Consider the following 24,854-nt stretch of genomic DNA (forward strand, 5'->3'; position numbering starts at 1 on the left):
TCAGTCTGAAAATATTGGGATTTCGATCTATTCAACATCTTACATTTTCCATTAAAAACTATATCTTTGCGCAAAGATGAAGCATATACGTAATTTTTGCATTATTGCACATATAGACCACGGAAAGAGCACTCTGGCCGATAGGTTGTTAGAATATACCGAGACGATTTCTAAGCGTGAAGCGCAGGCGCAATTGCTCGACAACATGGATTTAGAGCGTGAGAGAGGCATAACGATTAAAAGTCATGCCATACAAATGAACTACAAAGTTGGGGATATTGAATACAATTTCAACCTGATTGATACTCCAGGACACGTAGATTTTTCTTATGAAGTTTCTCGTTCTATCGCTGCTTGCGAGGGTGCTTTACTTATTGTTGATGCATCTCAAGGGATTCAGGCTCAGACGATTTCTAATTTATATTTGGCTTTAGAGCATGATTTAGAAATCATTCCAATTTTAAATAAGATGGATTTGCCTGGGGCAATGCCTGAGGAAGTTAAAGATCAGATTATTGATTTAATTGGCTGTAAAAGAGAAGATATTATTCCTGCATCTGGTAAAACCGGACTTGGGATTCCTGATATTATTCAAGCCATTGTAGATCGTGTTCCTGCACCTGTTGGCGATCCAGAAGCGCCATTACAAGCACTAATTTTCGACTCAGTTTTTAACTCTTTCAGAGGTATTATTGCTTACTATAAGGTGGTAAATGGTCAGATTAAAAAGGGAGATAAAGTTAAATTCATCAATACTGGTAAGCAATATTTAGCAGATGAAGTTGGCATTTTGAAACTAGATATGTCACCAAGGAGCGTTGTCAAAACCGGCGATGTAGGTTACATTATTTCAGGGATTAAAGAAGCTCGTGAGGTTAAGGTTGGTGATACTATAACAACTGTAGAAAGACCATCTTTAGAATCTATACAAGGTTTTGAAGAAGTTAAACCAATGGTTTTTGCAGGTATTTATCCAGTTGATACGGATGAATACGAAGAATTGCGTGAGGCAATGCACAAGCTACAACTGAATGATGCATCGATTGTTTTCGAGCCAGAAAGTTCTGCAGCTTTAGGCTTTGGTTTCCGTTGCGGATTCTTAGGTATGTTGCACATGGAAATTGTTCAGGAACGTTTAGAGCGTGAATTCGACATGACGGTTATTACAACCGTTCCCAACGTTTCTTACATTGCACACACTACAAAAGGCGATGAATTTATAGTAAATAATCCATCAGATTTGCCAGACCCAAGTAAATTGGATTCGGTAGAAGAACCTTTCATTAAGGCAAATATTATTACCAAGGCCGAATTTGTTGGTCCTGTAATGTCGCTTTGTATTCAAAAAAGAGGAACAATTATCAACCAATCTTATTTAACATCTGATAGAGTTGAATTGATTTTTGAAATGCCCATGGCTGAAATTGTATTCGATTTTTACGACAAGCTGAAAACGATTTCCAAAGGTTATGCCTCTTTTGATTACCATCAAATCGGTTACCGAAAATCGGACTTAGTTCGATTGGATTTATTATTGAACGAAGAGCCTGTTGATGCTTTATCTTCATTGATTCACAGAAGTAACGCTTACGATTTTGGAAAGAAAATTTGCGAGAAATTGAGAGAATTGATTCCGCGTCAGCAGTTTGAAATTAAAATACAGGCGTCAATCGGTGCTAAAGTTATTGCCCGTGAAACGCTTAGTGCTTTACGTAAAGACGTTACCGCTAAATGTTATGGTGGCGATATTTCGCGTAAACGTAAGTTATTGGAAAAACAGAAAAAAGGTAAAAAACGCATGCGCCAAGTTGGGAATGTAGAGATTCCACAAAGTGCATTTATGGCGGTTTTGAAATTGGATTAACCCCCTAGCCCCCTAAAGGGGGAACTCAAAACAAGTTGGAAAGGCTTGTTGCAGAACAAAGTGGTTACTAATTGGTTTTTCTTTAAAAAAAATATAAACATATTACGAGCAAGTTGTATGAACGATGGAAATTCAAGTTCCCCTTTAGGGGATTTAGGGGTACTATTAGATGGTAAATACGTATCAGAAAAAGTTAAAATTCAAATTGCAGAAGAAGCTGCAGAATTTTTGAATACAACAGGCAGAAAGCCACACTTGGTTGCCATTTTAGTGGGTAACGATGGCGGAAGCGAAACTTATGTTGCTAGCAAAATGAAAAACTGTGAAAAGGTAGGATTTAAATCTTCACTCCACAGATATGATAATACAGTAACTGAAGCTGAATTATTGGCTAAAATTGAAGAAATTAATCAAGATGCTGATGTTGATGGGTTAATTGTTCAGTTGCCTTTACCAAAACACATCGACCCAGAAAAAGTTACTGAAACGATAGATTATCGCAAAGATGTGGATGGTTTTCATCCTGTTAATTTGGGTAGAATGATGCGTAATTTGCCTTGTTTTATCCCCGCAACGCCTTATGGTATTTTATTGATGTTACAGGAATACAATATTGATACCACCGGAATGCATTGCGTTGTAGTTGGTAGAAGTAATATTGTAGGTAGCCCGATGAGTATTTTAATGGCTCGTAATGCCAATCCGGGAAACTGTACTGTAACGCTTACCCATTCACGTACAAAAGACTTAAAGGAACAGGTTTTACAGGCTGATATTATTATCGCGGCTATTGGTAAGAAGAACTTCATTACTGCTGATATGGTTAAACCTGGTGCAATTATTATTGATGTAGGTATTAATCGCGAAACTTCTACGGAAACAAAATCTGGATTTAAGCTTTATGGAGATGTTGATTTCGAAAACGTAGCGCCAAAGGCATCTTATATTACGCCTGTTCCTGGTGGCGTAGGTTTAATGACCATTGTTGGTTTGCTTAAAAATACTTTAGCATCAGCGAGAAAAGAAATTTATTCTTAAGCTACAAAATTAAAGTTTAAAGCTCATACTACAAAATACTAAAAACCAACTCAAATATTGAGTTGGTTTTTTACGTATTAATATTTTTACTTTCACGTGTAATTATTATATTTGTTTATATAATAAGAAGATAATGGATTCGAAACTAACTTTAAGCTTTAACCAAGATGTAGTTATTAAGGCTAAAAAATACGCCGCTGATAACAATATTAGCTTATCGCGTTTAATTGAGCATTTACTAACTCAGGTTACTGCCAGTGATTATAAATCATTAGAAGATTACCCTATTTCTGATTGGGTGAGCATGGTTGCAGAGGGCGAAGTAGAATATAAAAAAACTGTTAAGGCTGGGCGTAAAGCATCAAAAGATGAATTCTTTTCTTCTAAAAAGTAATTGATGAAGATATTTTTAGACGCAAATGTATTGGTTTCAGTGCTGAATAAAGAATATCCTCTTTTCACTTATTCTTCGAGAATTTTAAGTCTTGCATCGCATCCAAAATTTGATGTCTACACCTCTCCTCTTTGTTTGGCTATAGCTTTTTACTTTGCAGAAAAGAAACATAAATCGCAATTAGCGAAACAGAAAATCGATTTGCTTTGCCAGCACATTAAAATTGCTGAAAATCTCTCAAGAGGTGTTTCTGAGACACTTTCAAATAAATCTATTCATGATTTTGAAGATGGATTGGAATATTATGCAGCCGAATCTGTTGATTGTAAATGCATCATTACAGAAGATATTGAGGATTTTTATTTTTCGGATATTGAAGTGTTGAATTGCCAAGCGTTTTTTAAAAGGTATTTGTTAAATTAAATATTCCGTCAGTTGAAACTGACGGCAAAGAATTGGAAATCAATTAAACAGATTTTCAACCCTGCAAAATTTCCTTGCCGTTTACTTTTGTCAACGGATGATATTACCCCCATAGCTTACTCCACCAGCTCTCTTCAAAACCAACATATAATCCATCCTCTCGTAATTCGGTAGGATAAATATTGATGTAATCTCCCTGTCCTTCTGCTCCCCTTCCAGTTTCTAAATTGTATTCGTAACGATGAATAGGACAGATTAGATTTCCATTTTTACACCAACCACCATCAAAGTGTCCTCCAGCATGAGGACAGTAAGATTGGGTTGCAAAAATTTTATCGGCATTGTTAACTATACAAACTTGCCTACCATCTACTGTGATTGTTTTTATCGAATCAATAGTTGGAATTTGTGCTTTATTTAGAACTTTAAACCATCGCATATTGCTAAAATACGGCAAATAAATATCAGTGTTATTTCATCTTTGCATTAAATTTCGAAAGAGGAACCACTACACCATATTTTTTTAGGATATTTGCATCCTCAAAAATGAAACAAGAAATACCAGAAGACGGCACATTACTTCCTTTAATGGAAGAATTTTATACCATACAGGGCGAAGGATTTAATACAGGAAAAGCGGCTTATTTTATTCGTTTGGGTGGTTGCGATGTAGGCTGTCACTGGTGCGATGTTAAAGAGAGTTGGGATGCAAACTTGCACCCATTAACCCTCTCAGATGTAATTGTTAATAATGCTGATCGATTTCCTGGAAAGGCAGTTGTAATTACGGGCGGCGAACCGTTAATTTATAATTTAGATTATTTAACCAATAAGTTGAAGGAAAGAGGAATTTTAACATTCATTGAAACTTCAGGTGCTTATCCCCTTTCTGGTAATTGGGACTGGATTTGTTTATCACCCAAAAAATTTAAGGCTCCTCGTCCAGATATTACGCCCTTTGCAAACGAACTTAAAGTTATCGTATTTAATAAAAGTGATTTTAAATGGGCTGAGGAATACGCAGCAATGGTTTCTCCAACTTGTAAATTATACCTACAGCCCGAATGGTCTAAATCAAAAGAAATTACACCAATGATTATCGAATATGTGATGGCAAACCCTAAATGGGAGATTTCTTTACAAACGCACAAATTTTTAAATATTCCATAAATAGTTTACATTAGCTTTAACCAAATGTTAGTGTAATGAAATTTTGCTTATTCCTATTCTTTAGCGTACTGAGCATTTATTGCTTTGGCCAAAGTTCTCCTAATAAAAAAGCACAAAACTTTTTTGAAAAGGCAAATCCATCTTTACAAAAACAAAATTATGCAGAGGCGGCACAGTTTTTAGAAAATGCTGTTCAAGCTGATCCCCAATTTCAAACAGCCTTTATAATTTTAGGAGATGTTTATAGAATTTTAAAGAAATATTCTGAAGCGAAATCTTCTTATCAAAAAGCAATAGCAATTAATAAAAATGTTCAACCCGAAGTAATTTATGGATTGGCAGAAGCTGAATTTGCTACCGCAGATTACATTAAAGCCAAGCAACATTTTGGAGAGTTTTTAGCAAGCGATAAGTCTTCAGATAAAAATAGAAAGGCTAGAAAATATCTTTTGGATTGTGATTTTGCATCAGAAGCAATTAAGAAACCCGTAAAGTACACGCCAAATAACTTGGGGCAAAATGTTAATACCACTGATGCTGAATATTTCCCAGCGTTAACTGCAGATGGAGAAACATTGATTTTTACAAGACAAATAAATGGTAATGAGGATTTTTGGACCTCTCAGTTTAAAAATAATTCTTGGAATTTAGCTACTCCTCTATCTAGCAAAATTAATACAGCTAAATATAATGAGGGTGCTCAAACAATTTCTCCTGACGGCAAATATCTTTTCTTTACAGGTTGCAATCGCCCTGATGGATTAGGCCGTTGCGATATTTATGTATCCCATCGCGAAGGTAAAGATTGGGGCGAGCCTTATAATGTTGGCGCACCTGTAAATTCTGAATATTGGGAATCGCAACCAGCAATAAGTCCTGATGGGAGAACACTTTATTTTATAAGCAATAGACCTGGTGGTTCTGGAGGTTACGATATTTGGAAAAGTACCATTACTGAAGATGCAAAATGGGGACCAGCCATAAACCTTGGGCCAGAGATAAATACTGCTTACGATGAGAATACGCCTTTCTTACATGCGGATGGTAAAACCCTATATTTTTCATCTGATGGTTGGCCTGGCTTTGGAAATAAAGATATTTATTACAGCCGAATGGATGATGCAGGCAAGTGGCAAAAACCTATAAATATTGGCTATCCAATTAATTCTTTTGAAGATGAAAGTGGCTTGGTTGTAAGTGCAGATGGAAATTTGGGCTTATTCTCCTCAAACTTAAAAGATGGTTTTGGGAGTCAAGATATATATAGTTTTGGTATTCCAGAGCAAGCCAAGCCTTTAAAAATCAGTTACGTAAAGGGAATCGTTAAAGATAAGGATAGCCATAAAACAATCGAAAGTAATGTTCAAGTGATTGATTTGAAAACGAATAAAACTGTTTTCGATGATTATACTGATGCAGAGACCGGTCAGTTTTTAGCCGTTATGCCAGTTGGGAGCAATTATATGTTTAATGTTAGTGCAGAAGGTTATCTATTTTATTCTGAAAACTTTGAACTGAAAAGTGGCGATATCAATAAACCCTATCAAATTGAAGTAAGTATTGAAAAAATAAAAGCAGGAGCAAATGTTACTTTAAGAAATATCTTTTTTGATACGAATAAATACAACCTTCTTCCGGCTTCAATTAGGGAATTAGAAATTTTAATTAATTTTCTGAATGAAAACGAAAAGGTGAGCATCGAAATTCAAGGCCATACAGATAATGTTGGAGATGATAATTTAAATGAGAAACTCTCCTTAAACAGAGCAAGTGCTGTATATGAATACTTAATTAAAAACAATATAGATTCCAAAAGACTTATCTTTAAGGGCTTCGGTGAAACAAAGCCCATTGCTGATAATAAAACAGAACTGGGCAGAAAAAATAACCGAAGAACTTCTTTCATCATCACAAAAATTTAAAAATGTCGCAAAATTACAGTAACCATAAAAGATTTTATCCACTATTTCATTTCATCACCATTCCGTTAACAGTTCTTGGTCTAGTTTCAGCTATTTACACGGTTGTGTCGATTCCAAACATTGTTACAGGCCTAATTGCGCTAGCTTTTATTTTGATTCTACTTATTGCATTAATGACAAGAATGTTTTCGCTGAAGGCACAAGATAGAGCAGCAAGAGCGGAAGAAAAATTAAGGTATTTTATTTTAGCTGGAAAGGCTTTGCCGAGTGGATTAAGAATGGGACAGATTCTTGCACTTCGATTTGCTGATGATGAAGAATTAATCAGCTTGGTAGATAAAACAGTTTTAAACAATTTATCTCCAGATGAGATTAAAAAAGACATTAAAAACTGGCGAGGTGATTACCACAGGATATAATTAAAACTTCCTCCCTTTTAATACACTTATTTCGGAGCCCTCTGCAAGTATAACCGAATCTGGTTTAGTACCGGTTAAAAATCTAAAATCATTTCCGTAGTTTACACCGAAATCAACATCAATTGTAAAATCCTTAACCGGATATATTTGCCATCTAGGGTGTTCAACACCATATTCTGATGTTCGATTGGGACCAATTTTTGTATAACCCCAATAATGTTCTGTAATAAATTCCTCTTCGCTGCCAATCGGAATTTCTGTAAGTTTCGAATCTGCTGTAACAGAAAATTTATTCCAGGTTTTATTTTTCCAAAGATAATCTACTTCTATTTGATGCTCTTGCTCTACCCATAAATGTTTCATGGGTAGCGTTTGGTAATTTTCTTTGTAAATGGTATTTGCAACAAAAGTTATAGCGGGTAAAGGAACCATTTCTTTTATAAAGACAGCACCACGTTTCCATACACCATTTTGGTTATACTTAACGTAAAATCTCAAATTAACTTCTTCAAAATTAGTGTGATAAGGAATGTTGAAACCTTTTAATTTTACATTCAAAAACATAAATCCAACCAAACTAACATAATATTTCCCCTGCCAATCATCCAATTCTGTATGCGGAGGAAGATATTTTTTTAAAATTTCGGCATCAACCGCAAATTGGGCCAAAGCCAACTTACGCCATTCTGCGGTTAGAAATACTTTCGGATTTTTCAATTTATAAAATTGCTTGTCTAATTCTGATGAGCTTAGTTAATGTATCTTCTAACAAATCCAAATGCAACATATTTGCTCCATCTGATTTCGCATTTGCTGGATCTGGATGTGTTTCGATAAATAAGCCATCTGCGCCAACCGCTATTGCGGCTTTTGCAATGGTTAAAATTAATTCGGGTTTTCCTCCAGTAACACCACTAGTTTGATTTGGTTGCTGTAAAGAGTGTGTACAATCCATCACAACAGGTACACCAAAGCTTTGCATTTCTGGCAAACCACGGTAATCAACAATTAAATCTTGATAACCAAAAGTATTGCCTCTATCTGTTAAGATCACTTTGTTATTTCCTGCTTCTTTAACTTTCTCTACGGCAAATTTCATTGATCCAGCCGAAAGAAATTGCCCCTTTTTAACATTAACAACCTTTCCTGTTTCTGCTGCCGCGATTAACAAATCTGTTTGACGGCATAAAAAAGCGGGTATTTGAAGTACATCAACATAAGCAGCGGCCATTGCAGCTTCGCCACTTTCATGGATATCTGTAACGGTTGGCACATTAAACTCACGACCAATTCTTTCTAATATTCTTAATGCTTTTTCATCACCAATGCCAGTAAAAGAACTGCCTTTACTCCTATTTGCTTTGCGATAAGAACCCTTAAAAATATAAGGGATTTTAAGTTTATCAGTAATTGAAATAATCTTTTCAGCAATTCTCATGGCAATATCTTCACCTTCTATCGCACATGGACCAGCCATTAAAAAGAAATTTCCTGATTCTGTATTTTTTATTTTATCTAAATAGTTTAACATGTATAATGTATTATGGATAATGGATAATGGGAAAATAAAAAGATACATTATCCATCTTACCGATTCCATCTTCCATCAACCCTAGTTTCCTAGTTCTGACATGAATTTTATTCTCATCAATTGAATTTCTTCTCTGGTGTAATCGGTTTCGCCAAGTTCATTTAAAGCCTCATCTATCGAATCGCTTTCAGCTGCTCTAAAATAATCGAACACCTCATCCTGTCTATCATCATCGATTACTTCATCAATAAAGTAGTTGAGATTAAGTTTTGTTCCAGAGTTTACAATAGATTCTACTTCTTTTAAAATTTCCTCGTAAGTAATACCTTTCGAATCTGCGATATCTTCCAAGCCGATTTGTCTATCTATGTTTTGGATAATCGAAACCTTCATCTGCGATTTATTGGCCTGAGTTTTAATAATCAAGTCAATTGGACGCTCAATGTCATTATCATCCACATATTTCTTGATCAGCTCAATAAAAGGCGTTCCAAATTTCATCGCCTTGCCAGATCCCACACCAGAAATCTGACGGAGTTCTTCCATCGTAATCGGGTAATGCGTACACATTTCCTCTAAGGATGGATCTTGAAAAACTACAAATGGCGGAACGCTTTTTTGCTTTGCAATTTTCTTACGTAAATCTTTAAGTAGCAACAAAAGTTGATTGTCTAATGTGCCAGAGCCATGTTTTACCTCATCTTCATCATCATCGGCAACACTTTCTATTGGTTCATTTAATAAAAATTTAAGACTATAAGGGTTAATTATGAAATCTCTTCCTTGCTTAGTTAACTTTAATAAACCGTAATTATCAATATCCTTAAAGAGATAATTGTTAAGTACAGCCTGGCGAACAATTGATTTCCACATCAATTCACCATCCTCTTTACCAATTCCAAATTCTGGTACTTTACTGTGTTCGTAAGCGATGGTTTGAGCAGTTTCCAAACCTAAAAACACATTTAATAAGTGAACATCGTCAAATTTTTCGCCTGTAGTTTCAATAAACTTCAACAAGGTTGATAGATGCTGTTCTGCATCAAATTGTTTTTTAGGTTTTTTGCAATTGTCGCACATGCAATTACAACCTGTTTCGTTAAAGTTTTCGCCAAAATAATGAAGAATCTGTTTACGGCGACAAACGCCAGATTCGGCATAATCAATAACTTCTTTTAAGATTTGAGTACCAATTTCACGTTCGGAAACCGGTTTGTCTTTCATAAACTTAGCAAGCTTATCTACATCTTTTTGAGCGTAGAAAGCAATACAAACGCCTTCGCCTCCATCACGGCCAGCTCTACCAGTTTCCTGATAGTAACCTTCCATACTTTTAGGTACATCATGGTGAATTACAAAACGAACATCAGGTTTATCAATACCCATTCCAAAAGCAATTGTTGCAACAATTACCTCAGCATCTTCCATTAAGAATCGATCTTGCGTATCGGCTCTTACTTTTGGATCTAAACCCGCATGGTAAGGCAATGCACTAATTCCGTTCAGATTTAAAGCCTCAGCAACTTCCTCAACCTTTTTACGACTCAGACAATAAATTATTCCAGATTTCCCTGGATTTGATTTAATGTATTTTATAATTTCCTTGGTAATATCTCTTTTCGGACGGATTTCATAAAACAAGTTTGGTCTGTTAAATGATGATTTGAACAGCGTTGCCTCCGTCATTCCAAGATTTTTAACAATATCTTGCTGAACCTTTGGAGTTGCTGTAGCCGTTAAAGCAATAATGGGAATATTATCACCTAAACCACTAATAACCTGTCTAATCTTTCTATATTCTGGTCTAAAATCATGCCCCCATTCTGAGATACAATGCGCTTCATCAACTGCAACAAAAGAAATTTTAATTAGATTTAAAAATTCAATGTTCTCTTGTTTGGCCAAAGATTCTGGTGCTACGTAAAGTAATTTAGTATAACCACTTAAAAGGTCAGACTTAACTTGAGTAATTTCGGATTTGTTTAGAGATGAATTAAGAAAATGAGCTATACTGTCATTTCCACCAAAAGCCCTTAATTGGTCTACTTGGTTTTTCATTAAAGCAATTAACGGAGATATCACTATTGCAGTTCCTTCGCTCATTAAAGCAGGTAATTGATAGCATATAGACTTCCCTCCGCCCGTTGGCATAATAACAAAAGTGTTATTGCCTTCTAAAATATTTGTTATGATCGACTCCTGATCACCTTTGAAATTATCAAACCCGAAAAAATTTTGCAGGTTATCAAATAACGACTTTTTCACGTCCATTTTGTGTAATAAAATATGCGATGCTATTTTTGTATCCAAAATAACATAATTTTACAAGAATTTCAAGTATTAACAGACAATTTTTTTCTCTTTGAAAAGTAAAAAATCAATTATCCAATCCGCTGTGCGAACTTTAGAGCTCGAAGCAGCCGCAATTTTAAATGTTGCGAAGAACATTAACGATGATTTTGAAAAAGTGGTATCAACCATTTTACAGTGCAATGGTCGCGTTGTTGTAACAGGAATAGGTAAAAGCGCCATTATTGCACAGAAAATTGTTGCAACATTTAACTCTACGGGAACACCTGCAATATTTATGCATGCGGCTGATGCCATACACGGAGATTTGGGAATGATCCAAAAAAATGATGTGGTTATTTGTTTATCAAAAAGCGGAAATACCCCGGAAATAAAAGTGCTTACTCCTCTTTTAAAAATATCTGGTAACAAATTGATTGGCATGGTTGGAGAGCTTAATTCTTTTTTGGCTGATCAAGCAGACATGATTTTAAATACTTCAGTAGAAAAAGAAGCTTGTCCGCACAATTTAGCCCCAACAACCAGCACAACAGCGCAATTATCCATGGGCGATGCACTTGCAGTTTGTTTATTGGAGTGTAGAGACTTTAACGAATCTGACTTTGCCAAATATCATCCAGGTGGTTCATTGGGCAAGAAATTATACTTAAGAGCGAAAGATTTAGCGCTTTCTAATGAGAAACCATCTATAAGTCCCACAGCATCCGTTAAGGAAGCTTTAATTGAAATTAGCAAAAACCGTTTAGGCGCAGTTGCTGTTATTGATGCTGAGAATAGAGTTATTGGTGTAATTACCGACGGAGACATTAGAAGAATGCTCGAGAATTATTCAAATATTGAGCATTTAAAAGCTGAAGATATTATGGGCAAAAACCCAAAAAGTATTCAGTATGATGCACTTGCGGTAGATGCACTTAATTTAATTAAAGAAAATAACATTACACAGTTGTTAGTTCTAGAACAAAATACTTACTTTGGCATCATCCATTTACACGATCTTCTTAATGAGGGAATCGTGTAGTTTTAACTTATATAATGAATAAAGATTTTTATGCCTTAATTATGGCTGGTGGCGTCGGAAGTCGCTTTTGGCCGGTTAGCAGAACTGAATACCCTAAACAGTTTATTGATTTTTTCGGAGTTGGCAAAACCTTAATCCAAAGTACATACGATCGGTTTTTAGCAATCTGTCCACCAGAAAATATATTTATTGTTACCAATGAAATCTATTCGGATTTAATTAAAGAACAACTTCCTCAATTAAGCGATAATCAGATTTTAGCCGAGCCTTTAATGCGGAATACGGCTCCATGTGTTGCTTATGGAAGTTTAAAAATTTATGAGCTAAATCCTAACGCAACTATTGTTGTAGCGCCCTCTGATCATACAATTGCCAACTTGGATGGATTCATTGCCTCAATAGAGCAATCTTTAAGTGCCGCTTCAAAAAACGATTGTCTAATCACTTTAGGTATTAAGCCTAATCGCCCAGATACAGGTTACGGTTATATTCAACATACCGATTACGTTTTAAATACAGATGCTGATCTTCATAAAGTTAAAACCTTTACAGAAAAGCCAAATCTCGAACTGGCAAAATCATTTTTATCAAGCGGAGATTTTCTTTGGAATGCTGGAATTTTTATCTGGTCGGCAAAATCGATTCTAAGTGCATTTGAAAAACACTTGCCAGATATGTACGAAATTTTTAATGTCGGTCGTACAGAATTGAACGGCGATGGAGAAAAAGCATTTATTAATAACGCCTATTTTCAATGTACCAACATTTCAATAGATTTTGGAATCATGGAAAAGGCAGATAACGTATATGTTCTTCCTGCAGATTTCGGTTGGTCGGATTTAGGAACATGGGCTTCAATTTACGAAATGGCCGATAAAGATTATGTTGGTAATGCAGTTATTCCCGCAGAACAGGTAATTATGTTCGATTCATCAAACTGTATGGTAAACGTACCTAAAGATAAATTGGTAATTCTTCAAGGCTTACACGATTATATTGTGGTAGAAAACAATAATATGTTGATGATTTGTCCAAGAAATGAAGAACAGAGAGTAAAGGAATTTGTGGCTGAAGTGAAATCTCGCTTTGGAAATAAATTTATTTAGTCTTTTAAAAACTTAATAATTTCGCCAACATCGGTTGGCTCAAACGCCCTAATTGTTCTCAATAAAAAACCTTGAGAAAAATTAGGGTTTTTGATGTTATTTGCCACAATGGCAATCTTCGAATCTAAAGTATTGATATAAGGATTGTACATATTGGGCAAAACTGTAGAAAGACCAACCGCATTTACCCAAGCGGTATTTCTTGCAGTGGTAATGCTAAAATTTATTACAGATTCCTTGCTCTTATTATCGATGTATGCCAGCATTTTCATTGGCAAACAAATTTCTTCCAAATCTTTTTGAACGATGTTAATTAAGCTTCCGATAATATCATTAATAAGGTCAAAATCTTTCTTCATTAATTGAATATCCAAACCTTTGCAAGTCTCGGCAGCTGCAACACCGAGATCTAAATTAATATGAGCATTCATCCCCAAAAGAAGATGTTGAATAACAGTGTAAGGTTGAGAAGTTGCATCAAAAGCAATTTTCCAAGATGAAGTGGTTGCAGTATTTTGCGATTTACAATAATATGCGTTCAGATATCGATTGGCAAAGATTACATCGAGCTTTTCCATTCTTGCCCCGTCTACAAACATACCATCAATAATTCCTTTCTGCACCGCAATAGTCATTTTGCGATATAAACAAGCAAAATAACCTAAGCGGGATTTCTTCACTAAACTTTCATTGATAATGTCATCGAGTTTAGTAATTACTTCAGCAATGGTTTTAGCGGGGAGCATAATGATCAATTTCTAAATAAAAGTACATAAATATACTTCCTATTACGAAATTGCGGCTCAAAATTCTTACACAGTTCTTTGTCTTACAGCCTCATACAAAATAACACCTGCTGAAACCGATACATTTAAAGATTCTATTTTTCCGGCCATTGGGATTTTTGCCAAATGATCGGCAACCCGTAAAAGTTCGTTAGAAATTCCTTCATCCTCTGATCCCATTACGATAACGGTTGGCAGCGTATAGTCAGGAGCATAAATTAAGTCGTTGGTTTTTTCTGTGCAGGCTACAATTTGCAATCCACTTTCCTGTAAAAATAAACAGGTTTTATGAAGATTTGAATGTCTACAAATCGGAATACTAAATAACGCACCTGCTGACGTTTTTATGGCATCTGCATTAATTTGTGCAGCATTTTTTAAAGGAACAACAATTGCATGCACACCAACGCAGGCAGCCGTTCTGGCAATTGCGCCCATATTTCGAACATCAGTAACACTATCCAAAACCAAAATTAAGGGAACCTCTCCTTTTTCAAAAATTGTAGGAACAATGTCTTCAATATTTTGATAGGTAATTGGCGAAATTACCGCAATTACTCCTTGATGGTTTTTTTGCGACATACGGTTCAATTTTTCAACCGGAACCGAATTTAAAGGAATAAGTGTACCAATTAAAAGCGCTTTTAACTCTAGAAATAATTCACCAGCTAATCCGCGTTGCAAATAAATTGTTTCAATATCTCTCCCTGCTTTTACAGCTTCAATTACGGCTCTGATACCAAATACAAATTCATTATTTTCTTTTACGCGTTGTGGTCTTCTAAAATTATCCATGTTTTTAAATTGTTAGGCAAAAGTAATTCAAATAAATGTTTTACCCCTAATCTATCTCATCCTTATTAACATTTAATTGTTTAAAAATTTTTGTGAATTTCAAAATCCTCAAAAAATTAATCTGATTATGCATCAATTTGTTAACAAACTGCTAGGAACTTGTTAAAACAATCGGGGCAAAATTTAACTACTTTTGTTTTATGAGTAACGATAACGAACAGGGCGGAAAGAATAGCATTATATCCAGAAAAGCCAGACTTGGCAATACGGTAAGTTCTATGGGCAAATTGCCTCCACAAGCATTGGATTTGGAGGAGGCTGTTTTAGGCGCATTAATGCTTGAAAAAGATGCTCTATCTGCTGTAATCGATATTTTAAAGCCAGAAATTTTTTATCAGGAATCTCACCAGAAAATTTTTGAAGCCATCCATTTATTGTTCGAAAAATCAAAACCTGTTGATATTTTAACCGTTACAGCACAGTTAAGACAGCTTGGCACCTTGGAGATGGTTGGCGGTGCTTATTACATTACTAACTTAACAAACCGTGTTGCATCTGCAGCAAATATTGAATACCATGCAAGGATTATTTCTCAAAAATACATTCAAAGAGAATTGATCCGTATTTCTACAGATATTATTACGAATGCTTATGAAGATACAACAGATATTTTCGATTTATTAGATCACGCAGAGAAAGGATTATTTGATATCGCACAAAATAACTTGCGTCGCGATACGCAAAAAATGGACGATATTATTAAACAATCCTTAGCTACGCTGGAAGAACTTAGAACCAAAACCGATGGTTTAACTGGTGTACCGACAGGTTTTACAGGCTTGGATAGAATTACCGGAGGTTGGCAAAAACAGGATTTGGTAATTATTGCTGCTCGTCCTGCAATGGGTAAAACGGCCTTCGTACTAACCTGTGCGAGAAATGCATCTGTAGATTTTCAAAAGCCAACAGTAGTTTTCTCTTTGGAGATGTCTTCCGTTCAGTTGGTTAATCGTTTAATATCTGGCGAAGCTGAAATTGAACAGGAAAAAATTAGAAAAGGAAATTTACAAGAATGGGAATGGCAACAGATGCACAGCAAAATTGGCCGTTTAACTGAAGCCCCACTCCTAATTGATGATACACCAGCACTAAATATTTTTGAGTTTAGAGCAAAATGCAGAAGATTAAAATCTCAATACGACATTCAATTGGTTATTGTAGATTATTTGCAGTTGATGCACGGTAAAGGTGAAGGAAAAGGTGGCGGTAATCGCGAGCAGGAAATTGGTAGCATTTCAAGAGCGTTAAAATCTGTAGCCAAAGAGTTAGATGTTCCTGTTTTGGCATTATCGCAGCTGAGTCGTGCTGTAGAAAGTAGACCTGGTTTACAAGGTAAAAGGCCGATGTTATCTGATTTACGTGAATCTGGATCGATTGAGCAGGATGCCGATATGGTGCTTTTCTTATACCGTCCAGAGTATTATGGCATTACGGAAGATGAACAAGGTCGTTCTCAAGCGGGTATTGCCGAGGTTATTATTGCAAAACACCGTAACGGTGAAACTGGAATTGTACCACTTCGATTTGTTGGAAAGTTTGTTAAGTTTACCGATCTTGAAGAAGATTTTAGTGCGCCAACATCATTTGCTGCTGACAGCCCTTCTTCGGGAATGTATCCTTCTCAAGATTTTGAAAAACAAAGTAATGTAATTATACGCCCATCAAAAATGGATGATTACAACGATGAAGAACCACCGTTTTAAGACTAAAATAAAATTTAACAAAAAAGGGAAATGTGTTTTGCATTTCCCTTTTTTGTTAAGACAAAATTTACTTTTTAAAAAAGATAGCCAATAAAAATCCCAATTAAAACAATTATTGGAGGACTTACTTTGGTGAAATTTAGCAAAAGAAAAGTAGCAACCATAATGCCTAAAAACAGCCAATTAAATCCCATTGGAATAAGTAAAAGCACAAACGCAGCAATTATAAAACCTACACTTACGGCGTTAATTCCAGATAAGCTATGCCGAATTCTTGAGATTTTTTTCAAGTCATCCCAAAATGGAACAATAAATAAAACCAAAATTAAGCCAGGCAAATTAATTCCAATTACTCCGATTAGGCCTCCCAAAATTTGTCCCCAAACTCCATAACCAAAATTTTTCATGCTTAATGCACCAAGATAACTGGTAAAAGAAAATGTGGGTCCGGGAAGCGCTTGCTGCAGTGCATAACCCGATAAAAAACCCGATGCCTGTAAGTAGTGTTTCATTTGAACAAACTCTGTAAACATCAGCGGAACGAGCACTTGTCCACCACCAAAAACCAAGATTCCATTACGATAAAAATTTTCCAGCAAACGAATGGGTAAACTAAATGGCGATGTACGATTAATGATGGCGCCTACCAACGCAAACAAAAGTAAAGCACCTAAAAAGTAGATTAATTTCTTCGGGTTGATATTAGAAAATAGTTTTACTCGTAAATCTGTTTCTTCTCTTGGCGTTTCAATGGCCGAAGAAATCATTCCGCCTACTAAAATTGCAATTGGAAATACATAAGCGTTTCTGAGTACAAATGTTGCAACAACAGATCCAACAGCTAAGAAAATAGAAACTTGTGTTTTTAAAACTTTGTTGCCCAATTTATAAGCACCGTACGCCACTATTCCGAGTGCTATTGGCTGAATATACTCAAGAATATCATTAAATTTTTGTTTTTGATCTAGCAACGCATAACTAATGGCGGCAAAAGTCATGATTGCAGCCGTTGGCAAGATCCAAATGAAGAAAGTGATTATGGCTAGTTTGAGTTTTCCCACTTTCCAAGCAATACCAACTAAGGTTTGGGTAGATGCAGGCCCAGGCAACACCTGTGCTAAGGCATTTAACTCCAATAACTCTTCCTCGGAAATAAATTTACTGCTGTGAACAAAATACTTTAAAAGCAGTGCTAGATGAGCCTGTGCACCACCAAAAGAGGTAAATGTAAAGAAGACAACATTTCTTAAAAAGAGCCATTGCTTTTTTGCTGCGATAGGTTTTAGCTGCATTTAGATATAAGCCTTTAAAAGTTTGAGTTTAATCATCTTCATAATCCATTCCAGAAGCAGTATTAAAAGCACCCTGTAACTCTGAAAAAGCATGCATATCTCTTTTGTTTCTAGCCACTTCCATTCCCTTGGCATAAACCTTTATCGCCTTGTCTTTTTGATCATCTTTTTCATATAATTTACCTAAATGATAATAAGTTCCTACATAATCTGGATGTTTATCGGTTAATTGAAGGTAAAAAGAATAGGCTTTTTCTTTATCATTTTGGGCGTTATACTCTGTGGCTAAGGCATATAGTATAAACGGATCGGTTGGATCATTTTCTAAAAACTCTAATAACTTACTTAAACGGGTAGATGACATTTTATTTCCTTGCTTTTTTAATTAAATTTGCAGAAAGACCTTATATATTAAACATAATACATATGAAAATATTAGTTTGTATCAGTAACGTGCCAGACACAACGACAAAAATAACTTTTACTAACGATAATACCGAATTCAATACTGCAGGAGTACAATATATTGTAAATCCTTATGATGAAATTGCATTATCGAAAGCTATTGAGTTAACTGAAGGTGGTAAAGGTACGGTAACTGTAATTAATGTTGGCGAAGCGAGCAACGATCCAACAATAAGAAAAGCGTTAGCAATTGGTGCTGATGATGCAGTAAGAGTTAATGCAGCACCTCGTGATGCTTACTTTGTAGCCAAACAAATTGCAGAATATGCAAAGGATAAAGATTTCGATATCATTTTAACTGGTCGCGAATCAATTGATTATAATGGCAACCAAGTTGCGGCTATGGTTGGTGAGTTTTTAGACATACCATCAATTTCAATTATCAAAAAATTAACTGTTGATGGAGATTCTGCAACTTTAGAAAGAGAAATTGAAGGCGGTAAAGAAGTAGTAACGGTTTCTGGTAAATTTGTTGCAAGCTGTGCTGAAGGTGTGGCTGAACCAAAAATCCCGAATATGCGTGGAATTATGAGTGCCAGAACCAAGCCTTTAAATGTTATTGAAGCAGTTTCTATCGAAGAAGTATCCAAAGTAACCAAATATGAAACTCCTGCACCTCGCGGTCAAGTTAAATTGGTTTCTGCAGATCAAACAGAGCAATTAATTAGCTTACTACATTCAGAAGCTAAAGTGATCTAAACAGAACTTCAAGCAAGAAATAAAAATAATCAAATAGTTTACACAAGTCCTTTTTTAAGGATCTAGAAATAAATATATGTCAGTATTAGTATATGTAGAACAAGCTGAAGGTAAATTCAAGAAATCTGTTTACGAAGCTGTTTCTTATGCCAAAGCAATTGCAGATCAACAATCCACTAATTTAACAGCAATTTCTATTGGTAATGTTGCCGATAGCGAATTAAAGGAATTGGGTAAATATGGTGCATCTAAAGTTTTAAATGTAAGTACAGATCAATTAAAAACTTTTGTTAACCAAGCGTATGCAAGTGTTATTGCAAATGCAGCAGAAAAAGAATCAGCAGATGTTGTTGTTTTATCTAACTCTTTCTCTGGAAAAGGATTAGCGCCAAGAATTGCAGTAAAACTTAAAGCAGGTTTAGCAGATGGAGCTGTAGAATTGCCTACAACAGATGGTAAGTTTGCAGTTAAAAAAACAGCTTTCTCTGGTAAGGCATTTGCTATAACAGAATTAACCTCAGCAAATAAAGTTATTGCTTTAAATCCGAATGCTTTTGGCGTAAAAGAAAATGCGACTGATATTGCAATTGAAAACTTTACTGCCGATGTTAAACAATCGGATTTGGGAGCTGTTATAAAAGAAATTGTAAGAGCAACGGATAAAGTCTCTTTGCCTGATGCTGAATTAGTTGTTTCTGCAGGTAGAGGTTTAAAAGGACCAGAAAACTGGGGAATGATTGAAGAATTGGCGAATTTATTGGGCGCTGCAACAGCTTGCTCAAAACCGGTAAGTGATGCAGATTGGAGGCCACATTCTGAACACGTTGGTCAAACAGGAATCTCAATTAGTCCGAATTTATACATTGCTATTGGAATATCTGGAGCCATTCAGCATTTGGCTGGAGTGAGTTCTTCTAAAGTAATTGTAGTGATCAATAAAGATCCTGAAGCACCATTTTTTAAAGTGGCAGATTATGGTATTGTAGGCGATGCTTTTGAAGTTGTTCCTAAATTGATTGAAGCATTAAAAGCGCACAAAGCCTAAATAGCGTTAAACCTCGCGGGTTTTATAAAATTTGCTGGGTTCGAAACATTAATATGAAAAAAGTTAAATTAGACATTGTAGGATTATCTTACAGCCAAACCCAATCTGGCGCTTATGCTTTGGTATTGGGTGAAGTGAATGGCCGTAGGCGTTTACCTATTATTATTGGCGCTTTTGAGGCTCAGGCCATTGCGATAGAAATCGAAAAAATGACGCCAAGTAGGCCATTAACTCACGATTTATTTAAATCGCTAGCCGATACCTTCAACCTGAGCATTCAAGAAATTATTATTTACAACCTTGTAGATGGTGTTTTTTATGCGAAGTTAATTTGTACAGATGGCAAAAGCACGCATGAGGTTGATGCCAGAACATCCGATGCCATTGCACTCGCTGTGAGGTTTAATGCGTTAATTTATACTTACGAATTTATTTTGGCTTCTGCTGGAATCGTAATCGAAGGAAATGATTTTCTATTTTTAGAAAATATGGACAGTATTGCAAAAGAACCTGATGCGGATAGTTTGCCTACATCAACCAAACAACAAGGTTTTGGTGATTTAACATTGGAAGAATTACAACAAAAACTGCAAGAAGCAATTGCTGATGAAGCTTATGAAAAAGCGGCGAGGTTAAGAGACGAACTGAACAAGCGAGGAACTTCTTAGCAGAACGGTTTTTTTTATCTAAATCCTTAACTCTAAATGCTTTTTTAAGAAATCCTTATAGATTAAAAGCTAAAATTTAAAATGACCCAAATTGTTTAAAATAATTTGGGTTTATTTTTGAATTATGTTTTAAAATAGTTCTATATTCAGCTTTTACTTTCAAAATTCAAACAAAACTATATGATGAATGTTAAGTTTCGCTTAACCATAATGAGCTTTATGCAATTTTTTGTGTGGGGCGCTTGGCTAATTACGATTGCAAATTATTGGTTTGGAACAAAACAATGGGATGGTACTCAATTTGGTGCTATTTTCGCTACAATGGGTTTTGCATCGCTATTTATGCCAACTTTAACTGGTATTATAGCCGATAAGTGGGTTAATGCAGAAGTTTTATATGGCATACTTCATATTTTATACGCCTGTGTGTTGTTTTATTTACCGCAAGTAGAAAGCCCAAATGCTTTCTTTTGGACAATATTATTGGCAATGTGTTTTTACATGCCAACCATTTCGCTAAGTAATTCTATTTCATACACAACATTAAAGTCTGGCAATCTTGACGTAGTTAAAGATTTTCCGCCGATTAGAGTTTGGGGAACTGTAGGTTTTATTGCAGCAATGTGGATTACAAACTTAACTGGTAATAAAGCAAGCGCTTACCAATTTTATATTGCAGGTTCTGGAGCACTTTTACTGGGCTTATACGCTTTTACCTTACCGAAATGCAAACCAAGTAAATTAATTTCTGAAAAAGCTTCATTAATGCAAACCTTAGGTTTAGAAGCATTTAAACTTTTTACAGATTATAAAATGGCATTGTTCTTTATATTTTCAATGTTTTTAGGTGGGGCGTTGCAATTAACAAATGCTTATGGCGATGTGTTTTTAGATGAATTTAAGAATTTCCCTAAATATGCTGATTCATTTGTAGTTAAATATTCTACAATAATCATGTCTATCTCGCAAGTTTCTGAAACGCTGTTTATTCTGGCAATTCCATTCTTCTTAAAGCGTTTTGGCATTAAAAAAGTAATGATTATTGCTATGCTTGCATGGGTTTTTCGCTTCGGACTTTTTGCCTATGGAAATCCTTCTGGTAACTTATGGATGATTATTCTCTCTTGCGTAGTTTACGGAATGGCCTTCGATTTCTTCAACATCTCAGGTTCCTTATTTGTAGAAACTTCAACCACCGCAAAAACAAGATCATCAGCCCAAGGAATGTTTATGATGATGACAAATGGTTTCGGAGCAGTGTTTGGAAGCTTGGTTTCCGGTTGGATGATTGATAAATATTTCACAAAGTCTTTCAATACGCTTCAAGATACCTCAGTGTTTGTTGGTGCAGAACCAACTAATAATCACTTACTTGCTTTTGTAAAAAGCCAAGGTGTAAGCATTTTAAATAATGGTACCTTCGATAAAACAATACACATGAAAGACTGGCATAGCATCTGGCTATCTTTTACTATATATGCTTTGGTTATAACCGTACTCTTTGCGCTTCTATTCAAGCACAAGCATACTAGAGCTGAGGTTGAAGCTATTGAAGCCATTAGTCATTAATTATAATTTCGAAATCCCCTATGTCAGCTGGTAAATATAGAAAAGAACACAACTGCTTAAACTGCGGAGCCCATGTAGAGAAACATTATTGTAGCAATTGTGGGCAACCGAATCTAGAATTAAAAGAGAGTTTTTGGGGGTTTATCAGTCACAGTATCGGCCATTATTTCCACTTTGATAATAAATTTTTTCAAACCTTAACCCCACTTTTAACTAAACCTGGGCAGGTAACACTTGATTTTTTAGCGGGCAAAAGAGCTCGGTATATTAATCCGGTAAGCATGTACATTTTTGTTTCGATCGTTTACTTTTTGGTCGTTTATTCTCCAAAGCATTCAGCTAAACAAGATCATGAGCCGATTAAAGCTAATAAAGAGCAATCTGAGCACGTTATGGATAGTGTTAAAAAGGCATTTAAAGTTGCCGGAATGCCAAATAACGCTATAGCTAACAAGACAGTTAATTCAATTGAAAAGGCAATACAGACAACAGATTTTCAAAAACTTAGTTTTCCGCAACAAGAGCTTGAGTTACAAAAGTTAAATGTTAAAAACAATTCTTTGAAATCTGATTCTCTAGCAGAGGTCATTAATGAATTCGAAGAAATTCATAAAGAGAGAAATGATACAACGTATGCTTCATATTTGGTGAGGCAAAAGAAATTGACTCCATCTGATCAGGATAATTGGTACAGGAGAATGATCAAAAAGAGAGCAATCTCAATTGGTGAAAAGTCAGAGGTCATTCAAGAAACTTTAGAACATAATAGGCCAAAGCAGTTTTTCTTACTGATGCCTCTATTGGCATTCTTTATCATGCTAAATTTTAGAAAAAATCACATCTATTATCTAGATCATTTAATCTTTACGATCCATGGGATGACTGCTTATTTCATAATTGAAATTTTCACTCAACCGATTATTAAGCATATTTTTGGCGAAGATTCTATCATTAGCAGTATAATGAATATTGCTGTGTTTGTATTTATGTTTTGGTATATGTTTAAAGCACTTACCATTTTCTACCAGCGCAAAACCTGGAGTACCATTTTTAAGATTTTCATAATTTTACTATTATATGCAATTGCGTTTAAACTAACAGAAATGGTGATGATTAATTTGATTTATTACGTAGCAACATAAAAATCATTAAACATAAAAAAACCTCTCGATTTAATTTATCGAGAGGTTTTTTCATTTGAAAATACAGTTACTTTCTATCTTTTATATCAACAAATTCTCTATCCGTTTCACCTACATAAATTTGGCGTGGGCGACCAATTGGCTCTTTGTTTTCATGCATTTCTTTCCATTGTGCAATCCATCCCGGTAAACGACCTAAGGCAAATAGTACCGTAAACATTTCTGAAGGGAAACCTAAGGCACGATAGATAATTCCAGAATAGAAATCTACGTTTGGATATAATTTACGATCGATAAAATATTGATCTGTTAAAGCGGCTTCTTCTAATTTTTTTGCAATTTCTAAAATTGGATCATCTATACCTAAATTTTCTAGAATATCATCGCAGGCTTTTTTAATGATTTTAGCACGAGGATCGAAGTTTTTATAAACTCTGTGGCCAAAACCCATCATTCTGAAAGAATCGTTTTTGTCTTTGGCTTTGTTGATCCATTTTTCAGTATCTCCCCCATCTGCTTTAATTAATTCAAGCATATCAATCACCGCTTGGTTGGCGCCACCGTGAAGTGGACCCCAAAGTGCTGCGATACCAGCTGATATTGATGCATAAAGATTACAATCTGAAGAACCAACAATTCTTACAGTAGAAGCCGAACAATTTTGCTCGTGATCTGCATGTAGAATCAACAATTTGTTCATTGCACTTACAACGATCGGATTTACATCATAATCTTCGGTACGCTGTCCAAAAGTCATCCAAAGGAAATTGGTAACATAGTCATATTTATTTTTTGGATAAATAAGCGGATGACCTAACGATTTTTTATAAATGAAAGAAACGATTGTAGGTAATTTTGCCAACAATTTAATTATGGTTAAATCTTGTTCTTCAGCAGTTTGATTAGGTTTTAAACACTCAGGGTAAAATGTAGAAAGAGAAAATATTAACGAACCTAACTGACCCATTGGATGAGATCTCGATGGATAACCATCAAAGAACTTTTTCATGTCTTCATGGATCAAAGTATGTTTGCTAATCTCACCTTGAAAACCTTCAAGCTCTGCTTGAGTAGGCAAATTTCCGTACACAATTAGATAAGCAACTTCTAAGAAGCTAGATTTTTCTGCAAGTTGTTCGATAGAATAACCTCTATATTTCAGAATTCCTTTTTCTCCATCTAAAAAAGTGATTTTACTTTTCGTAGATCCTGTATTTTTAAAACCAGTATCTAATGTTATAAAACCTGTTAAATCTCTTAATTTTGAAATATCAATGGCCTTTTCGTCTTCTGTTCCTGTAATTACTGGCAATTCAATCGTCTTACCATCAACTTTAATCTCTGCAATATCTGACATATTATTGTATTGTGTTTATAGCTTCTAAATTATATAAAAATTAGTATACATGCATAGCAAATCTGTTAAATTAATG

General features: G+C 35.2%; 24 protein-coding genes. 15 read left to right on the forward strand and 9 right to left on the reverse strand.

Annotation, left to right across the window (positions count from 1 at the left end; genetic code table 11):
- Nucleotides 1-76: 76 nt before the first annotated feature.
- The 4 genes from lepA to H7U22_RS02555 all read left to right on the forward strand — a co-directional run bounded on the left by lepA (nucleotide 77) and on the right by H7U22_RS02555 (nucleotide 3,719).
- Complete coding sequence (lepA, locus tag H7U22_RS02540) at nucleotides 77-1,864, forward strand: translation elongation factor 4 (RefSeq protein WP_131561396.1); 1,788 nt, start codon at nucleotides 77-79, stop codon at nucleotides 1,862-1,864.
- Between the two features lie 117 nt (nucleotides 1,865-1,981).
- A complete protein-coding gene (locus H7U22_RS02545) occupies nucleotides 1,982-2,902 on the forward strand; it encodes a bifunctional 5,10-methylenetetrahydrofolate dehydrogenase/5,10-methenyltetrahydrofolate cyclohydrolase (protein WP_187069772.1) in 921 nt (306 codons plus the stop codon).
- Nucleotides 2,903-3,035: 133 nt separating this feature from the next.
- Nucleotides 3,036-3,296 carry a DUF6364 family protein gene (locus H7U22_RS02550; protein ID WP_187069773.1) on the forward strand — a complete coding sequence of 87 codons (261 nt, stop codon included), beginning with the start codon at nucleotides 3,036-3,038 and terminating at the stop codon, nucleotides 3,294-3,296.
- A gap of 3 nt (nucleotides 3,297-3,299) precedes the next feature.
- Nucleotides 3,300-3,719 (forward strand): PIN domain-containing protein, encoded by a 420-nt coding sequence (locus tag H7U22_RS02555; protein ID WP_187069774.1) that lies wholly within the window; start codon nucleotides 3,300-3,302, stop codon nucleotides 3,717-3,719.
- 103 nt (nucleotides 3,720-3,822) lie between these two features.
- Here H7U22_RS02555 and H7U22_RS02560 read toward each other — a convergent pair whose 3' ends face one another.
- Entirely contained in the window at nucleotides 3,823-4,158 is a 336-nt protein-coding gene (locus H7U22_RS02560; protein ID WP_187069775.1) for a Rieske (2Fe-2S) protein, read from the reverse strand.
- A gap of 107 nt (nucleotides 4,159-4,265) precedes the next feature.
- Here H7U22_RS02560 and H7U22_RS02565 point away from each other — a divergent pair, with 107 nt between their 5' ends.
- The 3 genes from H7U22_RS02565 to H7U22_RS02575 are packed head-to-tail and all read left to right on the forward strand — an operon-like array spanning nucleotide 4,266 to nucleotide 7,230.
- Nucleotides 4,266-4,889: a 7-carboxy-7-deazaguanine synthase QueE gene (locus H7U22_RS02565; RefSeq protein WP_187069776.1), complete on the forward strand. Its 624-nt coding sequence runs from the start codon at nucleotides 4,266-4,268 to the stop codon at nucleotides 4,887-4,889.
- 35 nt (nucleotides 4,890-4,924) lie between these two features.
- Entirely contained in the window at nucleotides 4,925-6,811 is a 1,887-nt protein-coding gene (locus tag H7U22_RS02570) for an OmpA family protein (RefSeq protein WP_187069777.1), read from the forward strand.
- 2 nt (nucleotides 6,812-6,813) lie between these two features.
- Nucleotides 6,814-7,230, forward strand: a complete 417-nt coding sequence (locus H7U22_RS02575; RefSeq protein WP_187069778.1) for a DUF6526 family protein — start codon at nucleotides 6,814-6,816, stop codon at nucleotides 7,228-7,230.
- Here H7U22_RS02575 and H7U22_RS02580 read toward each other — a convergent pair whose 3' ends face one another.
- The 3 genes from H7U22_RS02580 to recQ form a co-directional block, all read right to left on the reverse strand.
- The gene (locus tag H7U22_RS02580; protein WP_187069779.1) at nucleotides 7,231-7,947 is read right to left on the reverse strand and encodes a YqjF family protein; all 717 of its coding nucleotides are present in this window, start codon (nucleotides 7,945-7,947) and stop codon (nucleotides 7,231-7,233) included.
- Nucleotide 7,948: 1 nt separating this feature from the next.
- Nucleotides 7,949-8,761: a 3-deoxy-8-phosphooctulonate synthase gene (gene kdsA / locus H7U22_RS02585; protein ID WP_187069780.1), complete on the reverse strand. Its 813-nt coding sequence runs from the start codon at nucleotides 8,759-8,761 to the stop codon at nucleotides 7,949-7,951.
- Nucleotides 8,762-8,842: 81 nt separating this feature from the next.
- The gene (gene recQ, locus H7U22_RS02590; RefSeq protein ID WP_187069781.1) at nucleotides 8,843-11,032 is read right to left on the reverse strand and encodes a DNA helicase RecQ; all 2,190 of its coding nucleotides are present in this window, start codon (nucleotides 11,030-11,032) and stop codon (nucleotides 8,843-8,845) included.
- A 91-nt stretch (nucleotides 11,033-11,123) separates the two neighbouring features.
- Between recQ and H7U22_RS02595 the strand changes: the two genes are divergently transcribed.
- A complete protein-coding gene (locus H7U22_RS02595) occupies nucleotides 11,124-12,092 on the forward strand; it encodes a KpsF/GutQ family sugar-phosphate isomerase (RefSeq protein WP_187069782.1) in 969 nt (322 codons plus the stop codon).
- Nucleotides 12,093-12,106: 14 nt separating this feature from the next.
- A complete protein-coding gene (locus tag H7U22_RS02600) occupies nucleotides 12,107-13,198 on the forward strand; it encodes a mannose-1-phosphate guanylyltransferase (RefSeq protein WP_187069783.1) in 1,092 nt (363 codons plus the stop codon).
- Here H7U22_RS02600 and H7U22_RS02605 read toward each other — a convergent pair.
- Nucleotides 13,195-13,944, reverse strand: coding sequence for a DUF5995 family protein (locus H7U22_RS02605; RefSeq protein ID WP_187069784.1), 750 nt, complete (start codon nucleotides 13,942-13,944; stop codon nucleotides 13,195-13,197). The genes H7U22_RS02600 and H7U22_RS02605 overlap by 4 nt on opposite strands.
- A gap of 66 nt (nucleotides 13,945-14,010) precedes the next feature.
- Nucleotides 14,011-14,778: a 23S rRNA (guanosine(2251)-2'-O)-methyltransferase RlmB gene (rlmB, locus tag H7U22_RS02610; protein ID WP_187069785.1), complete on the reverse strand. Its 768-nt coding sequence runs from the start codon at nucleotides 14,776-14,778 to the stop codon at nucleotides 14,011-14,013.
- A 200-nt stretch (nucleotides 14,779-14,978) separates the two neighbouring features.
- Between rlmB and dnaB the strand changes: the two genes are divergently transcribed.
- The gene (gene dnaB, locus H7U22_RS02615; protein ID WP_187069786.1) at nucleotides 14,979-16,541 is read left to right on the forward strand and encodes a replicative DNA helicase; all 1,563 of its coding nucleotides are present in this window, start codon (nucleotides 14,979-14,981) and stop codon (nucleotides 16,539-16,541) included.
- Nucleotides 16,542-16,615: 74 nt separating this feature from the next.
- Here dnaB and chrA read toward each other — a convergent pair whose 3' ends face one another.
- Complete coding sequence (chrA, locus tag H7U22_RS02620) at nucleotides 16,616-17,833, reverse strand: chromate efflux transporter (protein ID WP_187069787.1); 1,218 nt, start codon at nucleotides 17,831-17,833, stop codon at nucleotides 16,616-16,618.
- A 28-nt stretch (nucleotides 17,834-17,861) separates the two neighbouring features.
- Complete coding sequence (locus tag H7U22_RS02625) at nucleotides 17,862-18,197, reverse strand: tetratricopeptide repeat protein (RefSeq protein ID WP_187069788.1); 336 nt, start codon at nucleotides 18,195-18,197, stop codon at nucleotides 17,862-17,864.
- Between the two features lie 62 nt (nucleotides 18,198-18,259).
- On the opposite strand from H7U22_RS02625, the gene H7U22_RS02630 reads away from it, so the two are divergent.
- The 5 genes from H7U22_RS02630 (at nucleotide 18,260) to H7U22_RS02650 (ending at nucleotide 23,421) form a co-directional block, all read left to right on the forward strand.
- On the forward strand, nucleotides 18,260-18,997 hold the full coding sequence (locus tag H7U22_RS02630) for an electron transfer flavoprotein subunit beta/FixA family protein (RefSeq protein WP_187069789.1): 738 nt from the start codon (nucleotides 18,260-18,262) through the stop codon (nucleotides 18,995-18,997).
- Nucleotides 18,998-19,073: 76 nt separating this feature from the next.
- Entirely contained in the window at nucleotides 19,074-20,042 is a 969-nt protein-coding gene (locus H7U22_RS02635; RefSeq protein ID WP_187069790.1) for an electron transfer flavoprotein subunit alpha/FixB family protein, read from the forward strand.
- A 53-nt stretch (nucleotides 20,043-20,095) separates the two neighbouring features.
- Nucleotides 20,096-20,710: a bifunctional nuclease family protein gene (locus H7U22_RS02640; RefSeq protein ID WP_187069791.1), complete on the forward strand. Its 615-nt coding sequence runs from the start codon at nucleotides 20,096-20,098 to the stop codon at nucleotides 20,708-20,710.
- Nucleotides 20,711-20,893: 183 nt separating this feature from the next.
- Nucleotides 20,894-22,279, forward strand: coding sequence for a nucleoside permease (locus H7U22_RS02645; RefSeq protein WP_187069983.1), 1,386 nt, complete (start codon nucleotides 20,894-20,896; stop codon nucleotides 22,277-22,279).
- A gap of 20 nt (nucleotides 22,280-22,299) precedes the next feature.
- Entirely contained in the window at nucleotides 22,300-23,421 is a 1,122-nt protein-coding gene (locus tag H7U22_RS02650; protein ID WP_187069792.1) for a DUF3667 domain-containing protein, read from the forward strand.
- Nucleotides 23,422-23,488: 67 nt separating this feature from the next.
- Here the strand turns inward: H7U22_RS02650 and H7U22_RS02655 are convergent, their stop codons facing one another.
- A complete protein-coding gene (locus H7U22_RS02655; RefSeq protein WP_187069793.1) occupies nucleotides 23,489-24,778 on the reverse strand; it encodes a citrate synthase in 1,290 nt (429 codons plus the stop codon).
- Between the last annotated feature and the right edge of the window lie 76 nt (nucleotides 24,779-24,854).

It is taken from the genome of Pedobacter fastidiosus (assembly GCF_014306625.1).
Taxonomy (GTDB): Bacteria; Bacteroidota; Bacteroidia; order Sphingobacteriales; family Sphingobacteriaceae; genus Pedobacter; species Pedobacter fastidiosus.

Coding starts and splice junctions, on each gene's coding strand:
- lepA (WP_131561396.1), top strand. CDS start 77: ATGAAGCATATACGTAATTTTTGCATTATTGCACATATAGACCACGGA.
- H7U22_RS02545 (WP_187069772.1), top strand. CDS start 1,982: ATGAACGATGGAAATTCAAGTTCCCCTTTAGGGGATTTAGGGGTACTA.
- H7U22_RS02550 (WP_187069773.1), top strand. CDS start 3,036: ATGGATTCGAAACTAACTTTAAGCTTTAACCAAGATGTAGTTATTAAG.
- H7U22_RS02555 (WP_187069774.1), top strand. CDS start 3,300: ATGAAGATATTTTTAGACGCAAATGTATTGGTTTCAGTGCTGAATAAA.
- H7U22_RS02560 (WP_187069775.1), bottom strand. CDS start 4,158: ATGCGATGGTTTAAAGTTCTAAATAAAGCACAAATTCCAACTATTGAT.
- H7U22_RS02565 (WP_187069776.1), top strand. CDS start 4,266: ATGAAACAAGAAATACCAGAAGACGGCACATTACTTCCTTTAATGGAA.
- H7U22_RS02570 (WP_187069777.1), top strand. CDS start 4,925: ATGAAATTTTGCTTATTCCTATTCTTTAGCGTACTGAGCATTTATTGC.
- H7U22_RS02575 (WP_187069778.1), top strand. CDS start 6,814: ATGTCGCAAAATTACAGTAACCATAAAAGATTTTATCCACTATTTCAT.
- kdsA (WP_187069780.1), bottom strand. CDS start 8,761: ATGTTAAACTATTTAGATAAAATAAAAAATACAGAATCAGGAAATTTC.
- recQ (WP_187069781.1), bottom strand. CDS start 11,032: ATGGACGTGAAAAAGTCGTTATTTGATAACCTGCAAAATTTTTTCGGG.
- H7U22_RS02600 (WP_187069783.1), top strand. CDS start 12,107: ATGAATAAAGATTTTTATGCCTTAATTATGGCTGGTGGCGTCGGAAGT.
- H7U22_RS02605 (WP_187069784.1), bottom strand. CDS start 13,944: ATGCTCCCCGCTAAAACCATTGCTGAAGTAATTACTAAACTCGATGAC.
- rlmB (WP_187069785.1), bottom strand. CDS start 14,778: ATGGATAATTTTAGAAGACCACAACGCGTAAAAGAAAATAATGAATTT.
- dnaB (WP_187069786.1), top strand. CDS start 14,979: ATGAGTAACGATAACGAACAGGGCGGAAAGAATAGCATTATATCCAGA.
- chrA (WP_187069787.1), bottom strand. CDS start 17,833: ATGCAGCTAAAACCTATCGCAGCAAAAAAGCAATGGCTCTTTTTAAGA.
- H7U22_RS02625 (WP_187069788.1), bottom strand. CDS start 18,197: ATGTCATCTACCCGTTTAAGTAAGTTATTAGAGTTTTTAGAAAATGAT.
- H7U22_RS02630 (WP_187069789.1), top strand. CDS start 18,260: ATGAAAATATTAGTTTGTATCAGTAACGTGCCAGACACAACGACAAAA.
- H7U22_RS02635 (WP_187069790.1), top strand. CDS start 19,074: ATGTCAGTATTAGTATATGTAGAACAAGCTGAAGGTAAATTCAAGAAA.
- H7U22_RS02640 (WP_187069791.1), top strand. CDS start 20,096: ATGAAAAAAGTTAAATTAGACATTGTAGGATTATCTTACAGCCAAACC.
- H7U22_RS02645 (WP_187069983.1), top strand. CDS start 20,894: ATGAATGTTAAGTTTCGCTTAACCATAATGAGCTTTATGCAATTTTTT.
- H7U22_RS02650 (WP_187069792.1), top strand. CDS start 22,300: ATGTCAGCTGGTAAATATAGAAAAGAACACAACTGCTTAAACTGCGGA.
- H7U22_RS02655 (WP_187069793.1), bottom strand. CDS start 24,778: ATGTCAGATATTGCAGAGATTAAAGTTGATGGTAAGACGATTGAATTG.